The organism is Pseudoalteromonas sp. 4NS20-0020, assembly GCF_057554385.1.
On the sequence record NZ_BAAJMI010000002.1, the window covers coordinates 676016 to 693870 of the forward strand.

11 protein-coding genes are annotated in these 17855 nt (G+C 41.0%); 8 read left to right on the top strand and 3 right to left on the bottom strand.

Translation table 11 applies throughout. The features are described 5' to 3' along the window. The first annotated feature begins 87 nt into the window (after positions 1-87). Complete coding sequence (locus tag AC27JL_RS06935; RefSeq protein WP_487195198.1) at positions 88-2628, top strand: TonB-dependent receptor plug domain-containing protein; 2541 nt, start codon at positions 88-90, stop codon at positions 2626-2628. Between the two features lie 371 nt (positions 2629-2999). Next, entirely contained in the window at positions 3000-3200 is a 201-nt protein-coding gene (arfA, locus tag AC27JL_RS06940; RefSeq protein ID WP_006793520.1) for an alternative ribosome rescue factor ArfA, read from the top strand. On the opposite strand, the gene AC27JL_RS06945 is transcribed toward arfA, so the two are convergent. Both AC27JL_RS06945 and AC27JL_RS06950 read right to left on the bottom strand, forming a co-directional pair. Next, on the bottom strand, positions 3197-3793 hold the full coding sequence (locus tag AC27JL_RS06945; RefSeq protein WP_487195200.1) for a cytochrome b: 597 nt from the start codon (positions 3791-3793) through the stop codon (positions 3197-3199). The genes arfA and AC27JL_RS06945 overlap by 4 nt on opposite strands. Positions 3794-4711: 918 nt before the next feature. Continuing rightward, positions 4712-5671, bottom strand: coding sequence for a helix-turn-helix domain-containing protein (locus AC27JL_RS06950; RefSeq protein WP_487195201.1), 960 nt, complete (start codon positions 5669-5671; stop codon positions 4712-4714). Positions 5672-5887: 216 nt separating this feature from the next. Between AC27JL_RS06950 and AC27JL_RS06955 the strand changes: the two genes are divergently transcribed. The 3 genes from AC27JL_RS06955 to eat are packed head-to-tail and all read left to right on the top strand — an operon-like array spanning position 5888 to position 9622. After that, positions 5888-7291, top strand: coding sequence for an ethanolamine ammonia-lyase subunit EutB (locus AC27JL_RS06955; RefSeq protein WP_058429394.1), 1404 nt, complete (start codon positions 5888-5890; stop codon positions 7289-7291). Then, positions 7291-8157, top strand: coding sequence for an ethanolamine ammonia-lyase subunit EutC (eutC, locus tag AC27JL_RS06960; RefSeq protein WP_487195202.1), 867 nt, complete (start codon positions 7291-7293; stop codon positions 8155-8157). The genes AC27JL_RS06955 and eutC overlap by 1 nt, the downstream gene beginning before the upstream one ends. A gap of 52 nt (positions 8158-8209) precedes the next feature. Beyond that, complete coding sequence (gene eat / locus AC27JL_RS06965; protein ID WP_487195204.1) at positions 8210-9622, top strand: ethanolamine permease; 1413 nt, start codon at positions 8210-8212, stop codon at positions 9620-9622. Between the two features lie 222 nt (positions 9623-9844). On the opposite strand, the gene AC27JL_RS06970 is transcribed toward eat, so the two are convergent. After that, positions 9845-10861, bottom strand: coding sequence for a LacI family DNA-binding transcriptional regulator (locus tag AC27JL_RS06970; protein WP_006793525.1), 1017 nt, complete (start codon positions 10859-10861; stop codon positions 9845-9847). 449 nt (positions 10862-11310) lie between these two features. On the opposite strand from AC27JL_RS06970, the gene AC27JL_RS06975 reads away from it, so the two are divergent. The 3 genes from AC27JL_RS06975 (at position 11311) to AC27JL_RS06985 (ending at position 17787) form a co-directional block, all read left to right on the top strand. Next, the gene (locus AC27JL_RS06975) at positions 11311-13974 is read left to right on the top strand and encodes a TonB-dependent receptor (protein WP_487195205.1); all 2664 of its coding nucleotides are present in this window, start codon (positions 11311-11313) and stop codon (positions 13972-13974) included. A gap of 85 nt (positions 13975-14059) precedes the next feature. Then, entirely contained in the window at positions 14060-15097 is a 1038-nt protein-coding gene (locus AC27JL_RS06980; RefSeq protein ID WP_487195206.1) for a cupin-like domain-containing protein, read from the top strand. A 20-nt stretch (positions 15098-15117) separates the two neighbouring features. Continuing rightward, entirely contained in the window at positions 15118-17787 is a 2670-nt protein-coding gene (locus AC27JL_RS06985) for a family 20 glycosylhydrolase (RefSeq protein WP_487195207.1), read from the top strand. The last annotated feature ends 68 nt before the right edge of the window (positions 17788-17855 follow it).

The window sequence follows — 17855 nt, forward strand, 5'->3', positions numbered from 1 at the left end:
GCTTGTATATGTTGCTAGGATGTTCCTCATTGGCGATACACAATCGCTATATAAATTATAAGAACACACATAAACAGGGTCGTCACTATGTCAACATATCGTTTAAATACACTTGCAGCGGCAGTTGCATTTGCAGTATGCGCACCAGGCGTTGTTATCGCGCAAGAAGCCCCCGTTCAAGCTGCTAAAAATATTGAACAAATATCTGTATTAGGCTCTCGGGTGTCTAATCGCACCTCAACAGAGTCATCTTCACCAATAGATTTAATAGACTCAGATGATTTAAATAAAGGCGGTTACACTGAGCTTGGCCAAAGCCTACAAGCTACAGCACCGTCATTTAACTTTTCGCGTACGCAGGTGTCAGATGGTTCTGACTTATTTAGACCCGCTACACTTCGTGGTTTACAACCCGATCAAACGCTTGTATTGGTTAATGGCAAGCGCCGTCATAATCAATCTATTTTTGGCCTTAATGGGACGGTTGGTGCTGGTGCTGCCGGTACCGATATGAACGCAATTCCGTTAACTGCGCTTAAAGGCGTTGAAGTACTTCGTGATGGCGCAGCGGCAAAATATGGCTCCGATGCAATAGCGGGTGTAATCAACTTATCACTTAATAATTCAACAGGTGTAACAACGGGCTTTGTTCAGTATGGCGGCACAAGCGAAGGCGACGGCGACACAGTTACTGCAGGTTTAAACCGTGGTTTTGAGTTAGGTAACGAAGGTGGTTTTATTAATTTATCACTTGAATACCGTGATGCTGACGGAACTAACCGTGCAGAACGCGATACGGGTGGTTCGTTAAATGTAGAACCCGGAACGCTTTCAGAGGATGTTCGCTGGGGACAAGGTAACGCTGATAGCGAATTCACATCGCTGTTTTACAATATGGCACTGCCTGTTGGCGATAGCGAGCTTTACTCGTTTGGTGGGTTCTCAGAGCGAAGCGCGTTAGGTAATGGTTTTTATCGTAACTTTAACGAAGCGTCTAAAAACGTCACTCAAGTATACAGTGATGGTTTTTTACCGCGTATATACAATGAAGCACAAGACCTTTCATTCGCAATAGGGTTTAAAGGGGACATAAACCCTGATTGGACTTACGATGTGTCGGCTGTATATGGTGAAAACCAATACGATTTTACCTCACGTAATACCTTAAATGCGTCTTACGCTGCCGAGTACTTATTTAATAACCCTGATGCAAGCGATGCTGATATTGCAGCTAATGCAGGCCCAACCGGTGGCTATTCAGGTGGATTTAGATTTGATCAAACTACATTTAATGCGGATTTTAACGGCATTGTAGATATTGGTCGCAGTGAACCACTATACGTAACTATTGGCGCAGAATACCGTAAAGAAAATTACGAAATAGTACCAGGTAGCCAAGCGTCGTATGCTTGTGGTTTAGCTAATACTGATACTTCTTACCCGTCAGTCAATGACGAAAATCAATTTGCGCAGTGTGGCTTCCAGGCTTACAACGGCCTACGCCCAGAAGCGGCAAATAAAAGTGATCGAAATAGCTATGCGATATTTGTAGATGTAGAAACGATGATCACAGATGCATGGAACGTTAGTGGTGCATTGCGCTTTGAAGACTTTTCAGATGCGGGTGACGATTTAATAGGTAAACTAGCAACACGTTACGAGTTTAATGATGACTTTGCTGTTCGTGGTGCGGTATCAACTGGCTTTAGAGCGCCTTCGCTTCAGCAAAGCGGTTATACAGCTTTTACAACCAACTTAGGGTCGGATGGCTCGTTAACTCAGTCGTTTACTGCTAACACAGGCACGGCATTTCCAAGTGCGTTAGGGGTTGATACTTTAGAGCTTGAGACTTCAACTAACTACAGCGCGGGATTTGTTTACGATGTAAGCAGCGAGCTTTCACTTACAGTTGACTTTTACCGTGTGGAAATTAAAGACCGCATAACGTTAGGAAGTTTGTTATCGGCTGACGACGTATCGTTTAGCCCAGATGCGCTTGCTGCGCTTCAAGCTACAGGTGCAGTACAGGCTAATTACTTCTCAAACTCTGTTGATTCTACTACGCAAGGTGTTGATATTATTGCCTCATACCGTACTGAGATCGACGGGGCTAATTTGGGTGTTACTTTTGCTGGTAATTTGAACGACACTAAAATTGATAACGTTAATGCAGAAGAAGGTATTCCAGAAGCGGTTGCCTTTGATGACTTACAACGTAGCTTTTTTACTGATGGACAGCCAAGTGAACGTGCCACGCTGACATTTGATTATGCGCGCGACGCATATACTTCAACACTTCGTTTTAATTACTTTGGCGAAACCGATGTAAAATACTTTGGTAACGACCATATTTCATTACCGGGAGAGCTTTCTCCAACGGGGTCGTTTAAACCAACAAGTACAGTTGAATCAGCAGTATTGGTTGATGTAAACGTAAGTTATGACATTAATGAGATGTTTACGCTTTCGGTTGGTGCCGACAACGTATTTGATGAAACACCCGATGAACTAGGTGATGACGAAGTACTTAACTTTATCACCAATGGTGCGTTTAAATACCCAGTACGTGCATTGCCTTATGGCTTTGACGGGCGTACATATTATGCAAAAGTAAGCTTTGAATTTTAATTATTTAAGCTACAAACTATTTAACCTGAACTTTGGTTAAGAGATATACCAACAAATTTTATCATGATGATATTTAAGCTTATTTCTCTAGACAGAGGTTTTCAGTGGAAACAAGGCGAATTTACGCGTCAATAGCTAGCCTATTGCAAGTAAATTCAACGCTGTTAGCGCTGAAAATAGCCGCTAGAGATAGATTTATTATCCAGAGTTCAGGTTACTACCAAGCGTAGTTATTTACTGCGCTTTTTTTATGTTTATTTATTATGAAAAAAGAGCGTTCTGTAATGATAAAAACACTTGCAAGCTTGAAAATTAGGCATACAATCGCCACTTCTTAAGGTTCTTATTGTTATAAATAGTTAGGAAATAAAATGGCTAAAAAATCGAAAAGTAAAGCCGCAAATAATAGCGCGGTAGACACCGGCCGAGGTGTTATTAATCATAATGCGCTTGCGGCTTTAGTAACCTCTAAAGTGTTTAAACCTCAAGTGGTAAAAGCTAAAAAAGGCAAAGGCTCGTTTAAACGCAATAACAAACACGTAGGACGAGAGTCTTATTTAATCGCGGCTTAAATAGCACCGATCAAATAAGGCTTTTGAATTACTTTTTGCCACAGCATGCGGGTAAGTGTGTTGTCTTTATCTATAATATGGTGCTTTAAGGCGCCCACAATATGTAAACTTAACGCGATAAGAAGCGCATTTGCTGTAATACCGTGAACGGTTTTTCCTATCTCTGCTAAGCCTTGGTTAAAAGCGAGACTTTTTTGTGGGTTTTCTGGGTTGGGGTTGTGCGGTATAAGCTCTAGCCCGAACACCTCTGCGCCATGCCCACCAAAGCCCGACATAATCAGCCCCGAAATAGGCATAAGTAACATGCTTATTATAAGAACGTAATGCACAATTTTAGCTAATACTTGCTCATAATTTGGGTGTTTAACATCGTGCTTTGGCCAACCATTTACAATGCGCCATGTTACTCTTAATAACGCAAAAGCAAGCAGCATTACGCCAAATGATTTGTGCCAACTCATTAGAAAAAACGCTTTAAAGTTTTCCATATATAGGCCTGAGCCTAATAACCCAATAATTAAAATAGCTACAATCCAATGCAGGCTTATGGTGGTTTTGCTTAACGTACTTGTTGTATCTTTTGTAAGTTTCATTGTGGTTATTCCTAACTTAAAAAGTGGCCATTAGTTGCGTGTACAATTGAATAATCTACATTATTGCAGCTAGCTTAAACTATAAAGGGTTAAAGTAGGGTTAACGAAACTTATTTTTTAAATTTAAAAGGATAAACCCGCAATGTGAAGTGAAAGTTGTAGGCGCGAAGCCTGCTCGCGCAAGATGCTAATTACTTCTCTAAAAGCGAAACGCCTCTGAGCCTCTTTGTGATTTATTGATCTTTAATACAAAAATGCACTAAGAGAAGGGAATGAGGAGAAAATGAGAAGTGAAACTTGTAGGCGCGAAGCTTGCTCGCGCAAGATGCTCGTTACTTCTCTAAAAGTGAAGCGCCTCTAAACCTCTTTGTGAATGCATTGGCTTTATTTACGAGCTATCGCTCGTAACGCCAGCAAGCTGCGCGTCTACAAGGTAATTTACCTAGGAGTTAATTTTGTTGGTAGGCGCGAAACTTGCTCTCGCAAGATGTTAGTTACTTCTCTAAAAGCGAAGCGCTTCTAAAACTCTTTGTGATTTATTGATCTTTAATACAAAAATGGACTAAGAGAAGGGAATGAGGAGAAAATGAGAAGTGAAACTTGTAGGCGCGAAGCTTGCTCGCGCAAGATGCTCGTTACTTCTCTAAAAGTGAAGCGCCTCTAAACCTCTTTGTGAATGCATTGGCTTTATTTACGAGCTATCGCTCGTCACGCCAGCAAGCTGCGCGTCTACAAGGTAATTTACCTAGGAGTTAATTTTGTTGGTAGGCGCTAAGCTTGCACGCGCAAGATGCTATTTATTTCTCTAAAAGCGAAGCGTTTCTAAAACTCTTTGTGAATAATGGGCTTTATTTACGCGCTATCGCTCGTAACGCCAGCAAGCTGTGCGTCTACAAGATAATTGACCCGATCATAACTTTAGCCACCTTCCTTTATAGTATTTGCGATGGTTTGTGATGGGTTCTCACCAAACAACTGAGTGTAATCTTTAGTAAATTGACCTGCATGCCAAAATCCCCAATTTGCAGCAATAACAGAAATTGGCTTAGTTTGCCCAACTACTTTAAGTTCACGCCTTACATTATTTAAACGTGTTAAGCGTAAAAATCGTAGCGGGTTAATACCTAAAATACTTTCAAAACTATACTGTAAAGTACGCCGACTTACATGCGTGAGTTCGCATAATTGTGTGATAGTCACTGTGCTTTGTGGATCAGCTTTGATATATGCTTTTACTTTATCTACTACGGCTTTGCGATGCTTATAACTTGGCGCAATGCTGTGCTGCTGACTTTCAGTTTTTAATAAATTTAGCGCAAGCATGTAAAGCATTTCTTGTTGTAAATTAGCATTTAAGCCATGGGCATCATGATTAACCATGCTGTTAATAATACTGCGCGCTCTGTTAAGAGTTGGGTTATTTACCGTGAGTCGCTCTGCGCCAAATGCATTCATGTTTTGTAAATTAATACCTTGCAGTTGCGCCATGCACTCAATTGATTGCCAGTTAATCACTACCCCATAAATATTAAATTTTTCAGGTGTTATTAATTCAAAATCGCTGCGACTACTGCGGCACATAAATTGGTTACTTAGAACATCTAAGCCATTAATTTTACTTTCGCACGATGTTTTAGGGATCCCCAACCAAATAGAGTCTTCGGCAATAACACATTGCTGGCGAAGCGCACGCTCTGTGTACTCTTCAAATACGTGAATATTAGAATGAGCAACGCCTTCAATACAACCAAAAAAGCCACCCTCACTGACTTGATCATACTTTTGTTGCCAATTGATGAGGTTACTTGCTTGCTCATCAATGTCGTGAGTATCCACTTTGCTCTTTTGTGGTGCGTTTGATAAATGCTGATGCGCCATTTTGGGTTTGCTCTTTATTTTTATATTGCTTATTAAGAAACTTTAACCGTTTATAAACTCTTTTAAGTTACTGAATTATAGTGAAAAAACCGATTTGCCAAAATTCGATAGTGCTTTGGTACGAATTAAGCTTTTAGTATTTAAATTAAACATAATTGTAAATAGTGCTGCAGCAAAACCTGTACCAAGGTTTGAAAGAGTTAAATGAGGTAAAAAATGGGGCAAACGTATCGTTACACGCTTGGTACACAAACTTATAAATTTAGAGATTTAGCCCAGTTAATGGCTAAAGCTACGCCGCCGCGGTCGGGCGATAGGTTGGCAGGAGTTATTGCGCAGTCGGCGCAGGAACGAGCCGTAGCACAAATGACATTAGCAGAGGTGCCACTTAAAACATTTTTAAATGATGCGTTAATTCCTTACGAAGATGACGAAATAACGCGCCTAATTATGGACGAGCACGATGCGAATGCATTTTTGACCATTTCACATTTAACGGTTGGGGATTTTCGTAATTGGTTATTGAGTGATTTTGCAACTCCTGCGGTACTGGCAAGCGTCAGGTCTGCTATAACTCCCGAAATGGCGGCAGCGGTTAGCAAAATTATGCGTAATCAAGATTTAATTTTAGTTGCTAAAAAGTGCCATGTAACCAGTGCATTTAGAAATACAATTGGTTTGCCAGGGCATTTATCAACCCGCTTACAGCCAAATCATCCAACCGATGATATTAACGGTATTGCGGCTAGTATGCTGGATGGCCTGCTTTATGGAAATGGTGACGCGGTAATAGGTATAAACCCTGCCACCGACAATGTTGCTCAAGCCATTAAGCTAATGACGCTTATGGACGATGTAATCCAAAAATATGAAATTCCAACGCAAAGCTGCGTGCTTACCCATGTAACTAATACGATTGAGTGCATAGAAGCTGGCGCACCGGTTGATTTGGTTTTTCAGTCAATAGGCGGCACAGAGGCAACAAATTCAAGCTTTGGTTTTAATTTAAATACGTTAGCAGAGGCGCAAGATGCTGCGCTTAGCTTAAAACGAGGCACGGTTGGTAATAATGTAATGTATTTTGAAACCGGACAAGGCAGCTCGCTTTCGGCCAATGCGCACCATGGGCTTGATCAACAAACTTGTGAGGCGCGTGCTTATGCTGTGGCGCGAAAGTTTAACCCTTTATTAGTTAATACCGTTGTGGGGTTTATTGGCCCAGAATATTTATTTGACGGTAAGGAAATTACCCGCGCAGGGCTTGAAGATCATTTTTGCGGTAAGTTACTAGGTATCCCTATGGGGTGCGACGTGTGTTACACCAACCACGCCGAAGCCGACCAAAACGACATGGACAATTTACTTACATTATTAGGTGTAGCGGGGTGTTCATTTGTTATGGGTATCCCAGGCTCTGACGACATTATGCTTAACTACCAAACTACCTCGTTTCATGATGCGCTTTATGTGCGCAGAGTTTTAGGTTCAAAACCTGCCCCAGAGTTTGAGGCGTGGTTAAGCAAAATGAAAATAATGCAAAATACTCAGGACATTATTTTAGCCAATACAATCCCAGAAGCGTTTGCCAAGCCGCTGAATGCAATAGCAGGGGGGAGCTAATGGCAAGTAATCCTAAAACCCTCAATGCAAACACTGATCATAAAAGTAATGGCAAGGTGGTACATAATCCGTGGAGCGATTTACGCCGCTTTACCGATGCCCGTATAGGCCTTGGTAGAGCAGGTATTAGTCTACCGACCTCAGAAATGCTCGCGTTTCAGTTATCTCATGCGCAAGCCCGGGATGCTGTTGGCTTTGCGCTTAATATTAACGAAATGTCATGCAGACTGAGCGATTTAAATCCAGCAGCACCTGTTTTGCATCTTCACAGTCAAGCGGATGATCGTACTACTTACTTACAACGTCCCGACTTAGGGCGTAAGTTAAACCAATCAAGTCGCACAGCATTAGCTAATTTTATGACAGAACAAAAGCAACACACTGAGTCTAAATATGATTTAGCTATTGTTGTGGCTGATGGGCTTTCTTCTTTGGCTGTTCAACAAAATACACAACCATTTATTAGCGAACTACTAGAACAGCTAGGCGAAAGTCAGCAATTAAAACTAGCGCCAATAACGTTAGTAGAACAAGGGCGTGTAGCCATTGGCGATGATATTGGTGAGTTGTTAAATGCGCAAATAGTCATGGTACTTATAGGTGAGCGACCAGGGCTGAGCTCCCCAGATAGTTTGGGGCTTTATTTAACATGGGCGCCAAAAGCAGGGTTGAGCGATGCGTGCAGAAATTGTATTTCAAATATTCGACCCGCTGGTTTGTCGTATGAAGAAGCCGCCCGCCGTACTGTGTATTTATTACGCGAAGCAAAAAAGCTCAAATTAACTGGCGTTAACCTAAAAGATCGAACCCAAGACGATGTAATTGAACATCAACAACCTAATACCAACTTTTTAATTGCCAAATAATAAGCAATTAAAAAATCAAAACAATAAAAATCAAGCATCAACGGAGAGAACAATGTCGAACAATAACTCAGAATACCTTGCCAAAAGGCAATTAAAAAGTGGCACTGCAGGTTGGTTACTGCTAGCCGGTTTGGGGGTGTCGTATGTCATATCGGGCGATTTTGCAGGTTGGAATTTTGGCATAGCTGAAGCTGGTTGGGGTGGGTTTGCCATTGCCGCAGTATTAATGGCTATTATGTATTTAACGTTGGTACTTTCGCTTGCTGAGATGTCGGCTGCTATTCCAGCCGCAGGTGGTGGATATAGCTTTGCCCGCCAAGCAATGGGTCCCGCTGGTGGCTATTTAACAGGCCTTGCCGTATTGATTGAATACGCGCTTGCGCCGGCTGCTATTGTTATATTTATTGGCTCTGCGGTAGAAGCATTAACTGGGTTTAATGGTCCATGGGTTTATGCGCTGTTTTACTTGGCATTTGTGGGCATTCACTTAGCGGGTGTAGGTGAGGCACTAAAAGTAATGATGGTAATAAGTGGTTTAGCGGTGCTTGCTATTGTTGCCACTGCGATTGCGCTTGTTGCTAACTTTGACCCCTCAAATTTATTTGATGTAGCCGTAACCGATGCAGCAGGCGCAAGCGAGTTTTTACCGCTTGGCTGGTATGGCGTGTGGGCTGCATTGCCATTTGCAATGTGGTTATTTTTAGCGGTTGAAGGTGTCCCACTTGCAGCAGAAGAAGCAAAAAATCCCGCTAAAGATGTGCCAAAAGGCATTATTGGAGCAATGGTATTTTTACTTTTCACTGCGTTATTAGTGGTTGTTTTAGTACCTGGTGCCGCAGGTGCAAATGCAATGGGTGCCAGTGCAGTACCACTGGTAGATGCGCTTAATGCAACAGGCAATAGCAGCTTAGCTACGACGGTTAATGTTTTAGGTTTAGCGGGCTTGGTGGCGTCTTTTTTCTCTATTATTTATGGTTACAGCCGTTTAGTGTTTGCCCTTTCTCGTGCGGGTTATTTACCACAATCTCTATCAATTACTACAGAGCGCAAAGTACCAGCGCGTGCGTTAATAGTACCTGCTATTTTTGGTTTTATTGCCTCATTAAGTGGTGAAGGTGACTTAATGCTAGCCATGGCAGTTGTTGGTGCTACGGTTTCTTACGCATTAATGGCATTAAGCCATATTATGCTGCGTATAAAGCAACCTGAATTAGTCCGCCCTTATAAAACGCCAGGCGGTGTTGTTACCTCGGGTATTGCACTTGTATTATCACTTGTTGCACTTACCGGTGTATATGCCTTTGACCCTCGCGCGTTTTTATACACCGTAATTTTATTTGCATTCGGAGCGGCGTATTATTTTGGATACAGCTCTAAGCGCTTAGTCGCTAAAACCGCAGATGAAGAGTTTGCCATGTTAGCTGATGCAGAATCTGATTTAGCAATGGCGGTAAACGAGGGGTAATAAACGTTTAGAAATACCAATCTTCAATAATACTTAATCATTTTGCGGAACTAAACGTGTCGTTACCTACGTTAAAAAATTCTCATTTAAAATAACTAAATAACGAATTTTTTGCTTTGCTATCAACACGTTATTCTACCCTCAAAGTAGAACAGTTAATCAAGCGAATTGGTATAAAGCGATAAGGCAGGCTAAAAAAGAGTATTAGCCTGCTTTTTTTAATTAGTCAATATGGGCAGTTGAGTCTCTAACTACCAGTTCAGGGGTATATTGCTTGATAATGTCGCGGTCGTTGCCATTACGAATTTGCGCAATTAATAAATTAGCAGCATCTTGCGCTATTTGATTGTTAGGCTGGTGAGCGGTAGTAAGCTTAGGCCATGTTTGGCGCGAAAATGGGCTATCTTCAAAGCCTGTAATTGATAATTGACTCGGTATGTCAATTTCCATTAAGCGCGCTGCAAATAGCGCACCTGCGGCGATTTCATCGTTACAAGACACAATAGCAGTTGGCCTGTTGGTTTGATTTATTAATGCTTTTGCCCCTTCAACACCTGACTCAAACGAGTACTCTCCGGCAATGATCAACTGCGAGTCTATTTCAATGTTATGCTGCGTTAAAGCTGCTTTGTAGCCCTCTAATCGTTCTTTAGTTGAGTTGTGCTCTGAGCCACCTGCTAAAAAACCAATACGACTGTGGCCATTATTAATTAAATGCTCAGTAATAGATTTTGAAGCGTAGTTATCGTCAATCATAATACACGGGGTTAACGTATCTGGTGCGCTGTGGCCCGATAGTATGCGCACAACTTTAATATTTAACTGCGTGAGTTTTTCTACAAAATTGGGCATTTCTGAAAAGGGCGGTGTGAGTAAAATACCAGCAATTCGCGTGCGTTTTACCATGTCGGTAATTTCATCTATTATTCGTGTCTCTTTCGCATCGCATGGGTGAATGAGTAATTCAAAACCTTGTTTTTTACAGGCATCTAAAATACCTCTTTGCATGTCTATGATGTAATAGGCATTAGGATTATCGTAAATATAGGCAATACTGTAAGCCTTTGTTCCTGCAAGGCTTCTTGCTGCTAAGTTTGGATGGTAGTTTAGCTTTTCAACCGACGCCATGACTTTTTCACGCGTATTGTCACGCACAGACGCTTCGTTGTTTATTACTCGTGATACCGTTTTTATCGATACCCCTGCATCTTTTGCCACGTCGTTTATTGTTGCTTTCATAAGCTTAATAGACCTTTAATATTATTTTTTTTGGCACTAATTTATTAGTTAATATCGACAGTTAAAATAGCGGTAACTGCGTATTAGATATTATTTTTAATGAACAAATTATAAAGACATCCGTTGAGATTGATAGTTAATTTATTGAATGGGCATCGCGGATCATGAAAATTCTGAAATTTTTTATAAAAAAATGACTAATTTATTATTTATTAAATACAACACATTATGTAATTTGTATGATTTATTATGTAAATATTTTGTATCTTTTTTGCGCTCATATATAGCTATGAATATAAAAACGGTGTAAAGTCGCTCCGTAATGACAACGCTGTCATGCTGTTTAACACAAAATATCATGACACCGTAGCGCGTTGTTTATTTGTAAAAATACTGACACTCAGACACTAGAACACTAAAAAAAATGAAACACCAATAAGGGGAAACCAATGTCAAATTCACTGTTTAAAAAGGGAATGCTAGCTAGTTCAATTGCACTTATTTTATCTGGTAGCTTATCTGCTGCGGCCATTGCACAAGATGCGCAATTAGCACAAGAAGAAATGGAAGTTATTGAGGTTAAAGGGATCCGCAGTTCACTAAAAGAAAACCTTAATGCAAAACGCTTTTCTTCAAATGTGTCAGACGTGATCACGTCTGAAGACATTGGCAAGTTCCCTGACAAAAACGTTGCTGAAACACTGTCTCGTATTACTGGTGTTGCAGTTAGCCGTGAATTTGGTGAAGGTGAAAAAATCAGTATTCGTGGTGCTGGCCCTAAATACAACCGAACATTGTTAAATGGTCAAACAGTGGGTACTGCTGATTGGTTTATTTTAGATGAAGCAAACCGAAGCTTTAACTACACCATGCTACCGTCAGTTATTGTAAAAGGGCTTGAGGTGAATAAATCACCTGTTGCAAGTATTGATGAGGGCTCTATAGGGGGCACTATTGTACTTAAAACACGCCGCCCATTGGATATGGATGCAAACTCAGTCAGTTTGTCACTAGAAGGGCAGTATTCAGAAACATCTGGCGAAACAGACCCACAATTAGCGGGAATGTATTCGTGGAAAAATGACGATGAAACATTGGGTGTTATGGTATCGGCTGTTAAGCAAGAACGTAATTTAGAGCGTCAGGGTTTTGAAGTGCTAGGTTGGGTTGAAAGCGACGATGATGAGTATCTTGTGCCTCGTAACATTGGCGCACCTAAATTTATTCAAAGCCGGGAGCGCGAAACCTTATTTGCAACCCTCCAATACGCACCTAACGATAACTTATTAATGACGTTAAATTATCTAGATTCGCGAATGGATGTAGATAACCAAAATTCTAACTTAATTAATTTTGCGTTTGGCGACCGCGCTGAAATTATTACTAATGCGACTAAAGTTAAAAATGGCGCTATTTTAGCATCAAGTGCAGGCGGTAATTATGCTTACAACTACATCAACCGCGTATCAAGTACTGAAACAGATCAAGTTCATCTTGATATTGACTACCAAGGCGACGGTTACAGCCTTAATTTTGAGCTAGGTAAAACCGCAGCGAGCGGTGGCACTTACCGTGAAACGTCTTGGGAATATGTTGCTGTTGGCTCAGGCTATGATTACGACTTGACGGGTACACCCAATGTAAATGTGGGTGTTAACGCCGCCGATGGTAATAACTTTGCAGCTGGATGGATTTGGGGCGGTGCTAAACCGACTACCGATGAAGAAACCTTTGCTCAAGCCGATTTAACATACGATGTTGAATTTGGCCCATTCACAGCAATAAAAACAGGTATTAAATATCGCCAAGCAGAGCGTACTCAAGGGCGTCATGCTTATAGTTGGCATGCACCATTTGCCGATGGTGGTGCAAATTCAGACAATTATCTTGATCACATTTTTGACACTTGCCCAACGCTTGCAACGTGTGACTTAGATGCCAATGGCGCTACAAGTATTGATGCTGCTGTGACTGGTAATATTACTGAGCAAGTTTCACATAACCGTGAACTAATGGAAGAAATTGCCTTTAACGGTTTAAACGGAATATCTGCCAGTTATGCGATTCACGATAATTTAGCCGAAATTTGGGAAGTAGAAGAAGATATTTTAGCGCTGTATGTACAAGGTGATTTTTCTGGAGAGGGTTTCAGAGGTAATGTAGGTATGCGTTATGTAAGCACCGAGCAGACCTCTTATGGTTATGAGTTTTCAGGTGATTCGTGGGGCTTAAATACAATTAATGGTGATTGGCTAACGCCAAGCGTTTTAAACTGGGTAAGCCAAGATAATGACTACGCTGAGTTTTTACCAAGCTTTAACATTGCTTTTGATCTAACTGAAGAGCAAATACTCCGTATAGGTGCTGCACGTGTTATGGCTCGTCAAAACTGGGCCGATATTTCGTCGTCAGAAACCTTTGGCTCATTAACCGGTGGTCGTGGCACAGGTAGTCGTGGTAATCCAAACTTAGCACCCACTATTTCAAATCAGTTTGATTTGTCATGGGAATGGTATTACAACGAGGCATCAATGCTATCGGTTGCTTACTTCGCTAAAGACTTAAGTTCTTTACGCTCTACCGTTAGCGTAACAGAAGATCGTTATGATCAAGAAAACGAAGTATTTGTTCCTGTTGATTTTGCACAGCCGGGTAATGGACTAGGTGGCACAATTCAAGGTATTGAATTGGGATTACAACACGATTTTGGTGGTTTTGGTGTATCAGCGAACTATACATACACAGATGCAAGCGCTGATGAGCAGCGAGATACAAATCAGGTTGGAAGTGGCTTAGTCGAAGGGACATCGAAAAATATGCTTAACTTAATGGCATATTACGAAAATGACGCTTACCAAGCGCGCATTATGTATAACTACCGAAGCGACTGGTATAAAGGTCTTCACTTTAATGGTGATGAGCTTTTCAATGACGCCTTTGGCCAGTGGGATGCAAGCGCCTCTTATAATGTAAATGAATACGTTACGCTTACTTTAGAAGCGGTTAACTTAACAGATGAAGAAATTGTTGAGTACAACACGAATGAAGAACGCATTATGTCTATTTACTCTAATGGACGCCGTTATGTGGCAGGTATTCGTGTTAACTTTTAAGTTAATATGAATAAGCATTTCAAAAGCCGAGTTTAGCTCGGCTTTTGGTTATTAATCACCTTGATACAAATTATGGTCTTTAATTATGCGTGCTTTAAAACAGGTAGCAACTTGGCATAATGTAACTCCAGCTATATTTAAAAACGACATAGCACCATTAGCCGAGCCCGCCATTTTAAAAGGGTTAGTAAGTGATTGGCCGTTAGTAAAGCAAGTAACTAGCTGCACAGGCGAAAACCCTCATGCTTGGCTTAACATGTTAAGCAATCACTATGTGGGTGGCAGTGTTCGAATGGCTGAAATACCGCAAAGCGAATCACCTCAGTTTTTTTATAACAAAGCGTGTGATGGATTTAACTTTACCCGCAAAGTTGCACCTTTTATGCAATTTATGCAGGTGTTGTTACAAAATGCAGAGTTAATAAAGGCGGGTAATAACCCTGGTGCTGTTGCTATTCAAAGTGCCCCTGTTGTTGATTATTTTAATGACCTTGCAACAACTCACACTATGGCGTTATTTGCAGATAAACCAAAGCCGCGATTTTGGCTGGGTAATCAGTCAACGGTGGTGGCTCATTATGATGATGCAGAAAATATTGCCTGTGTAATTGCTGGTGAGCGCAAGATTACTTTGTTTGCGCCGCATCAAATCACAAATTTATATGTAGGCTCTATTGAGCATACGCCAGCGGGTGCGCCAGTTTCAATGGTGGATTTAAATAATCCCGATTTTGAAAAATTCCCCAAGTTTAAGCAAGCACTCAATGAGGCACTTGTCGCTCAGCTACAACCGGGAGATGCATTATATATTCCTACCTTGTGGTGGCATCATGTAGAGGCATTAAGCCCTATAAATATGATGATGAATTATTGGTCGGGCGGGTCTATTGCAAAGAATAGCGAACCCGTGCCAATGGATGCATTATTGTTATCAATTATGACCATTAGAGACTTACCCACAGCACAAAAAAAAGCGTGGCAGGCTTTTTTTAACTACCATATTTTTGACTTTGAAAAGCCGCAAAATCAACATATTCCTGAACAGCTTAAAGGAATTTTAAATCCGCTTACAAGTCAACAACGAGCGCAAGTTAAGCAGTGGCTTATCAAACAGCTCAGTTAATAGATTAAAGGATACAGGCAATGACACTCAATTCATTACTGATAGCAGGCTGTATAGCATTGAGCTTAACAGCGTGTCAGGACACAATAACACACAAACAAAATGTTGAGCTGGTTAAGGCGAGTAATACCGCAATAGAGTCACTCGCTAACATGCTACAAATACAGTATGAACAAGTCGATAATAGACCGTCAGAATACTGCGATAAAACCATTGAAAACGGTAATTGCTTTGAAGCAAAGCTACACATTAAGGCAAGTGGTGCCGTTAATGTGGATGGTTGGAAAATTTACTTTAGTCAAATCACGCCTATTCAACAGGCTCTCAGTGATGAATTTACTATTACTCATGTCAATGGGGACCTTCATGTAATTGAATTAAAAGAGGCGTTTACGGGGCTTAAAGCAGGCGAAACCAAAACTATTACGTTTTATGCTAATTTTTGGTCGTTATCGCAAACTGATGCAATCCCAAATTATATTTTGGTTAACCATAATGAGTACGCCAAGGTAATTACGAGCACTAAGCCCACTGTTGACCCTGAGACAGGTTTAGAGTTATTACCTCATGTTGTACCTTATAGTGATTACGAGCGACAATTTAAGCGTACTAAAAACGATGAGACACAATGGCTGACAGCAGAACGGTTGTTTGAGCGAAACACAAAGTATGATTTTTCACCTTATTTAAAAGATGAAAATAAACAAGTAGCACAGCACATTATTCCTACCCCAACTCAGGCTACATTTAGTCAAACACAACAGCTAGATATTAGCAAAGGCTTACGCTTTAACCTTAATGGTGTAAGTAAAAAAGGGGTAACTGCGGCCATTGAGCGACTTAAATTATTGGGTATAACGACGAGTGCATCTGGTATTGCGGTAAATCTTAATTTATCACCCACAAAAGATGGCTCACAAGGTAGTTATAGATTAGCGATTAACGCCAATGAAATAAATATAAGCGCCACTGATGACTCAGGTGTGTTTTATGCCTTGCAGAGCTTGGCGAGTTTATACCAAGTAAACAATACAACATTGCCAATAGGTCAGGTAAATGATGCTCCTCATTATGAATTTAGAGGCGTGTTGGTGGACGTTGCCCGTAACTTTCGAGACAAAGCATTTATATTAAAGTTACTTGATCAAATGGCTGCCTATAAGCTTAACAAACTACACTTACATTTAGCCGATGACGAAGGTTGGCGTTTAGAAATCCCTTCTCTTGAAGAGCTTACCGATGTTGCTTCAAAACGCTGTTTTGATCTCTCAGAGCAGCAGTGTTTAATGCCACAACTTGGCGCTGGCATAGATACTTCTAGCCAGGTTAATGGTTTTTATTCTGTGGATGATTACCAAGAAATCCTTAAATTTGCGAGTGCGCGACATATTCAAGTTATTCCCTCATTAGATATGCCAGGTCATTCGCGAGCGGCTATTAAGGCTATGCAGGCTCGTTATAATAAGTACATAAAACAGGGTGATAAACAAAAAGCTGAACAGTTTTTACTTTATGATCCGCTCGATACCACCGTATATTCTTCGGTACAGCATTACAACGATAACACCATCAATGTATGTTTAGATTCATCGTATGAGTTTATACGCGAGGTTATGGAGCAAGTTAAAATAATTCATAATGAAGCGCAGCACCCGCTAACGCGTTATCACATAGGTGCAGATGAAACGGCGGGTGCATGGGTGTCGTCTCCAGCGTGTACTGAGTTTATTAAACAAAATAATTTGCCGTTTACCAAAGCTGAACAATTAGGTAGCTACTTTATAGAGCGTGTGTCAAACATGTTAGCTGACATGAATATTGAAACAGCTGCATGGAGTGATGGCCTATCGCATACTAACCCAAGTAATATGCCTGACATTGTGCAAGGTAATAGTTGGGATTTGCTGATGTGGAATGGCCACCAGCGCGCGCACCAATTTGCTAATCGTAATTGGCAGGTAGTGGTGTCATCACCAGATGTTTTATATTTTGATTTTCCCTATGAAGCCGATCCTCAAGAGCACGGTTATTACTGGGCTTCAAGGCATATTAATACAGAAAAAGTGTTTCAATTCATGCCTGATAATTTACCCGCGCACGCCGAATTTTGGCTAGACAGAGAAGATAGACCTTACACCGCAGACGACACGATTATAAAAAATGATGCAGGTGAGGTTGAGTTTGCACCGCTTGCAAAGGGTAAACAATTTATTGGTATTCAAGGTCAGCTATGGAGCGAAAATACCCGTACCAATAATATGGCTGAGTATAAGCTTTTTCCTCGTTTATTATCTTTAGCACAACGCGCATGGCACAAAGCGCAATGGGCGGTGCCTTACGATCATAATGGCTTTGTTTATAGTCGAAATACGCAGCGTTTTACGCCTTCACTGAAGCAGCAGCGAGACCAACAATGGTTAACATTTGCCGCCAGTTTAGGGCTTAAAGAGTTTAATAAGTTAGAGAGGGCAAATGTACACTTTCGGATTGCTAACGCAGGAGCCAAAATTGAAAACGGCATGTTGTACGCTAACGTTGCTTACCCCGGTTTGCTAATAGAATATATGCAAGCTGGAGGACAATGGCAGACGTATAATGCGCCGGTAAAAGTAACTCAAGATGTGTGGGTGCGTTCCAAATTACCTATATCAGGTCGTGTTAGTCGTACATTAAAAGTAACACAGCCGTAGCATGCACACCCCTTAAATTATAAGGGGTGTAGAAACATAATTTAAATAAAAACTAAATAATGACAACG

Coding starts and splice junctions, on each gene's coding strand:
- AC27JL_RS06935 (WP_487195198.1), top strand. CDS start 88: ATGTCAACATATCGTTTAAATACACTTGCAGCGGCAGTTGCATTTGCA.
- AC27JL_RS06985 (WP_487195207.1), top strand. CDS start 15,118: ATGACACTCAATTCATTACTGATAGCAGGCTGTATAGCATTGAGCTTA.
- AC27JL_RS06945 (WP_487195200.1), bottom strand. CDS start 3,793: ATGAAACTTACAAAAGATACAACAAGTACGTTAAGCAAAACCACCATA.
- AC27JL_RS06970 (WP_006793525.1), bottom strand. CDS start 10,861: ATGAAAGCAACAATAAACGACGTGGCAAAAGATGCAGGGGTATCGATA.
- eutC (WP_487195202.1), top strand. CDS start 7,291: ATGGCAAGTAATCCTAAAACCCTCAATGCAAACACTGATCATAAAAGT.
- arfA (WP_006793520.1), top strand. CDS start 3,000: ATGGCTAAAAAATCGAAAAGTAAAGCCGCAAATAATAGCGCGGTAGAC.
- AC27JL_RS06950 (WP_487195201.1), bottom strand. CDS start 5,671: ATGGCGCATCAGCATTTATCAAACGCACCACAAAAGAGCAAAGTGGAT.
- AC27JL_RS06980 (WP_487195206.1), top strand. CDS start 14,060: ATGCGTGCTTTAAAACAGGTAGCAACTTGGCATAATGTAACTCCAGCT.
- eat (WP_487195204.1), top strand. CDS start 8,210: ATGTCGAACAATAACTCAGAATACCTTGCCAAAAGGCAATTAAAAAGT.
- AC27JL_RS06975 (WP_487195205.1), top strand. CDS start 11,311: ATGTCAAATTCACTGTTTAAAAAGGGAATGCTAGCTAGTTCAATTGCA.
- AC27JL_RS06955 (WP_058429394.1), top strand. CDS start 5,888: ATGGGGCAAACGTATCGTTACACGCTTGGTACACAAACTTATAAATTT.